Genomic DNA, 4,365 nt, shown 5'->3' with positions numbered 1-4,365 from the left:
AAATTTTAAGGTTGTGTCAGTACTGACTGACCGCACCATATTGCTGATATGGCTCAGTTGGTAGAGCACACCCTTGGTAAGGGTGAGGTCCCCAGTTCGAATCTGGGTATCAGCACCATATAATCGGCATTTAAAAAGAATTTACCTAGCGGCAATAGCGCGGTGGTCCCACCTGACCCCATGCCGAACTCAGTAGTGAAACGCCGTAGCGCCGATGGTAGTGTGGGGTCTCCCCATGTGAGAGTAGGGAACTGCTAGGTTTTAAATACAAAGAAGCCACCCATTGGGTGGCTTTTTTCATTCTACGAATAGAATAATTTTTACTAATTATCTTATTTTCCTAATCTTGCTATTCACTCTTAATCCAGCCTGATAGACTTATCCTATCCTAGTTTTATTTGTACTGAAGGCTGTAATGAACCTAATGTCTGAACTTAAATCATTTAATAGCTTTGGCATTCAAGCAAAAGCATTATCAATTGTTTTTGTGGATAATCAAGAATCTTTACTCCAACAATGGGCCGAGGCTAAAAATCAGCAACTTCCCGTATTATTATTAGGGGGAGGAAGCAATGTTCTATTTGTTGCAGACTTTGAAGGTGTGGTAATTATCAATCAGCTGAAGGGTATAAAAATAACAGAAGATAACAGCTATTGGTATGTTCATGCCCAAGCAGGTGAAAATTGGCATCAATTGCTTGAAACATTATTGAGTAAAGGTGTTTTTGGTGCAGAAAATTTAGCGTTGATCCCGGGTTGTGTTGGCTCTGCTCCCATTCAAAATATTGGTGCTTATGGTATAGAGCTGAAAGATATATGTGAGTATGTTGATGTACTTTCTCTAGAAACAGGTAAAGTAGCTCGGCTAACCGCTGCTGAGTGCCAGTTTGGCTATCGTGATAGTATTTTTAAGCATGAATATCAATATGGTCATGTCATTATCAGTGTTGGGTTAAAACTTGCTAAAGAATGGGCACCTAAGCTTATGTATGGTGACCTTGCTCAACTTGACCCCAATACAGTAACGCCAGAACAAGTATTCAACTCTGTATGCCAAACACGTAGAAGTAAATTACCTGACCCAACAGTAACAGGCAATGCGGGGAGTTTCTTTAAGAATCCCGTTATTTCGGCAGAAAAGGCACAGGCCATAAAAATAGCTTATCCTAATTGTCCCCAATATGAACAAGCTGATGGCAGTATTAAATTAGCCGCAGGCTGGCTAATTGACCAGTGTGGTTTAAAAGGTCATCAAATCGGTGGTGCTGCCGTTCACACCCAACAGGCGTTGGTGCTAATTAATAAGCACCACGCAACAGGGCAAGATATTGCTAACTTGGCGAAATATGTGAGTCAAACGGTAGCAAAGCGTTTTGATATTATCTTAGAGCCAGAAGTCAGGTTTATAGGCAGAAGGGGTGAAGTTAATGCAATGGATTATATTCGATGAAAGAAACTAATATTCCTTTACAGCTAATTGATATCTTAGCTGATGCTCAGGTCCATTCGGGGGAGCAACTCGGTGAACAATTAGGAATGACAAGATCTGCAATTAATAAACATATCAAAACATTGCGCTCTTGGGGACTAAACATAGAAACAATAGCTGGCAAAGGCTATAAGCTACCATATCAAATCAATTTATTAAGCAAAGAAGCTATTAAAAAACAAGTTGATGGCTTGAATATTATTGTTGAGCCAGTTATTGATTCAACGAATCAATACATGTTAGAGCGTATTAATAGCCTGAAGTCAGGGGATACTTGCTTAGCCGAATATCAAAGTGCTGGGCGTGGTAGAAGAGGGCGCCAGTGGATTTCACCATTTGGCTGTAATCTCTACCTTTCTATGTATTGGAAATTAGATCAAGGCCCTGCCGCTGCAGTAGGACTAAGCCTTGTTGTCGGTATCGTCATTGCGGAAGCATTGAATAAAATAAGCCAAGATAAAGTAAAAGTAAAATGGCCTAATGATTTATATATGAATGATAAAAAACTTGCCGGAATTCTAGTTGAATTAACAGGTAAAACAGGAGATGCCGCTCACATTATTATTGGGATTGGAATTAATATTGGTATGAATAAAAACAATATTGAAGACGCTAATACAATAACACAAGAATGGTCATCACTAAGAGATGAAGTTGAGAATATAGAGCGTAATGAATTATCTGCAAATATTATTAAGTCATTAAGAAAGTCCTTGGTTATATTTGAGCGAGAAGGGCTGAAACCATTTTTAGAACGGTGGTTTAAATTAGACAACTTTCTTAATAGACCTGTTAAGCTATTGATAGGTAATGATATAATAACGGGTGTTGAACGTGGTATTAATGATCAAGGTGCTTTGTTATTACAAAAAGATAATGATGAAATAATACCGTATATAGGTGGTGAAATATCATTGCGGCCTAATTGATTATATATTATTGGCCGGCAATAAGCCGGCCAATATAAATAATTATTTTCTTAGTCTAACACTCTGAATAGAATGGTTTTCACCTTTAGTCATAATTAAACTTGCTCTTTCCTTTGTTGGTAATATATTTTCTTCAAGATTTAATCCGTTAATTTCATCCCAGATAGAGCCTGCAATATTAATTGCTTCTTCTTCCCTTAGTTTAGAATAATTATGGAAATAAGAATCAGGATCTGAGAATGCACCTTGCCTAAATTTAAGAAACCGGCCGATATACCACTGTTTTAATAATTCAGGTGCAGCATCAACATAAATAGAAAAATCAACAAAGTCAGATACAAAGACATGATGAGGATCTTGTGGGTAATCCATATCACTTTGTAAGACATTCAGCCCTTCAAGTATTAAAATATCAGGTTGATCAATGATTTGTTCCTGGTCAGGAACGATATCATACGTTAAATGTGAATAAACTGGTGCTTTAACGTTACGTGCACCTGATTTTATTTGCGACACGAAGTTGACAAGTTTTCGCATATCATAAGACTGCGGAAACCCTTTTTTCTTCATGATATTCCTATCTTTCAATACTTGATTAGGATGTAAAAAACCATCAGTCGTAATTAAGTCAACTTTACGGTGTTCTGGCCAACGAGTGAGTAGTGCTTGTAGCAAACGTGCCGTTGTACTTTTACCAACAGCTACGCTACCCGCTATACCAATAATATAAGGCACTTTTGCGCCATTAGTTCCAAGAAACTGCTCTAAGACAGCCTGACGACGTAAGTTTGAACTGATATAAAAATTCAATAAACGCGATAAAGGTAGATAAATCTCTATAACATCTTCCATAGAGAGCTCTTCGTTAATCCCTTTTAACTCTAGGAGTTCGCTCGATGTTAATGTAAGTGGAACTGAATCACGTAAAGTTGCCCAGTGTTCTCTATCAAACTCTAAGTATGGCGTAGTAATAAAATTTTCTTTCTTTTTCATAAACCAACATCTGCCTATTTTGTGCAGGTTGGACAGGTTGCCTAAACACCCGTATCCATAAAATTTGCTAGCATCATAGCGAGTGAAAGTGGGTAGGCGTAGGTTTTTTTCTATTTTTTATGAGTTTTTTTTGATAAACGCAGAAAAAATGATACTGAGTGACGAAAAAAACACCTAAAAATGAAAGGGTAAAATTATGATATCGAATAAAAAATAATAATTTTAAAAATTTTAAGTCTTTTTCTCCCTTTACTGACTAAATGGTAATGGACTATAGTTAACAGCTGTTGTTGATGTTTTAAGCTTAAAATAGTTAAAAAATCAACAAAAATGCAAAAAGCGAACAAAATGTGAGCGAACAGACAAAAAAGTTAATTTTTTTGTTGCAACCTGCGCCGACTCTACCTAGAATGCGCAGCACTTGATGCCGGCATAGCTCAGTTGGTAGAGCAACTGACTTGTAATCAGTAGGTCCCGAGTTCGACTCTTGGTGCCGGCACCATTAAAAATTTGGATAGGTGGGATACCCAAGCGGCCAAAGGGAGCAGACTGTAAATCTGCCGTCACAGACTTCGAAGGTTCGAATCCTTCTCCCACCACCATCTCCAAGAAATTTTCTTCAATGAAAATTTTGAGGAACAGTTTAACAGCTGATAACTCAGGTAGCCGAGTTCATTGCGGGCATCGTATAATGGCTATTACCTCAGCCTTCCAAGCTGATGATGCGGGTTCGATTCCCGCTGCCCGCTCCAAGATGTGCTGATATGGCTCAGTTGGTAGAGCACACCCTTGGTAAGGGTGAGGTCGGCAGTTCGAATCTGCCTATCAGCACCACTTCCTTCATGTTCTCAATTATCTCCCTGATTTGTCTCCTGAAAAAAACAAGCGAAAATAAATTCTTGCTTGGTTGATGTGGTTTAACCACCGATTCCGTGTCTTAGAGGGACAATCTAA

The 4,365-nt window shown here is 38.3% G+C and carries 3 protein-coding genes, 5 tRNA genes and 1 rRNA gene; 8 read left to right on the top strand and 1 reads right to left on the bottom strand.

The window, feature by feature from the left end:
- Positions 1-42 precede the first annotated feature (42 nt).
- The 4 genes from PR809_RS19870 (at position 43) to birA (ending at position 2,418) form a co-directional block, all read left to right on the top strand.
- A tRNA-Thr gene (locus tag PR809_RS19870) sits at positions 43-118 on the top strand.
- A gap of 26 nt (positions 119-144) precedes the next feature.
- Positions 145-260: ribosomal RNA gene (gene rrf, locus PR809_RS19865) — 5S ribosomal RNA — on the top strand.
- 155 nt (positions 261-415) lie between these two features.
- Positions 416-1,450 carry a UDP-N-acetylmuramate dehydrogenase gene (gene murB / locus PR809_RS19860; protein ID WP_206277103.1) on the top strand — a complete coding sequence of 345 codons (1,035 nt, stop codon included), beginning with the start codon at positions 416-418 and terminating at the stop codon, positions 1,448-1,450.
- Entirely contained in the window at positions 1,447-2,418 is a 972-nt protein-coding gene (gene birA, locus PR809_RS19855; RefSeq protein ID WP_206277104.1) for a bifunctional biotin--[acetyl-CoA-carboxylase] ligase/biotin operon repressor BirA, read from the top strand. Before murB ends, birA begins: the two co-directional genes overlap by 4 nt.
- A gap of 42 nt (positions 2,419-2,460) precedes the next feature.
- Here birA and coaA read toward each other — a convergent pair whose 3' ends face one another.
- Positions 2,461-3,411, bottom strand: coding sequence for a type I pantothenate kinase (gene coaA / locus PR809_RS19850; RefSeq protein ID WP_102140753.1), 951 nt, complete (start codon positions 3,409-3,411; stop codon positions 2,461-2,463).
- 426 nt (positions 3,412-3,837) lie between these two features.
- Between coaA and PR809_RS19845 the strand changes: the two genes are divergently transcribed.
- The 4 genes from PR809_RS19845 to PR809_RS19830 all read left to right on the top strand — a co-directional run bounded on the left by PR809_RS19845 (position 3,838) and on the right by PR809_RS19830 (position 4,245).
- A tRNA-Thr gene (locus tag PR809_RS19845) sits at positions 3,838-3,913 on the top strand.
- Positions 3,914-3,928: 15 nt separating this feature from the next.
- A tRNA-Tyr gene (locus PR809_RS19840) sits at positions 3,929-4,013 on the top strand.
- A 75-nt stretch (positions 4,014-4,088) separates the two neighbouring features.
- Positions 4,089-4,163: transfer RNA gene (locus tag PR809_RS19835), tRNA-Gly, on the top strand.
- Between the two features lie 6 nt (positions 4,164-4,169).
- Positions 4,170-4,245 (top strand) — tRNA-Thr (locus PR809_RS19830).
- Positions 4,246-4,365: the final 120 nt, after the last annotated feature.

Source organism: Providencia sp. PROV201 (assembly GCF_028479545.1).
GTDB lineage: Bacteria > Pseudomonadota > Gammaproteobacteria > Enterobacterales > Enterobacteriaceae > Providencia > Providencia huaxiensis.
Note: the sequence above shows the minus strand (reverse complement) of the source record. Positions and strands in the feature narration are given on the sequence as shown.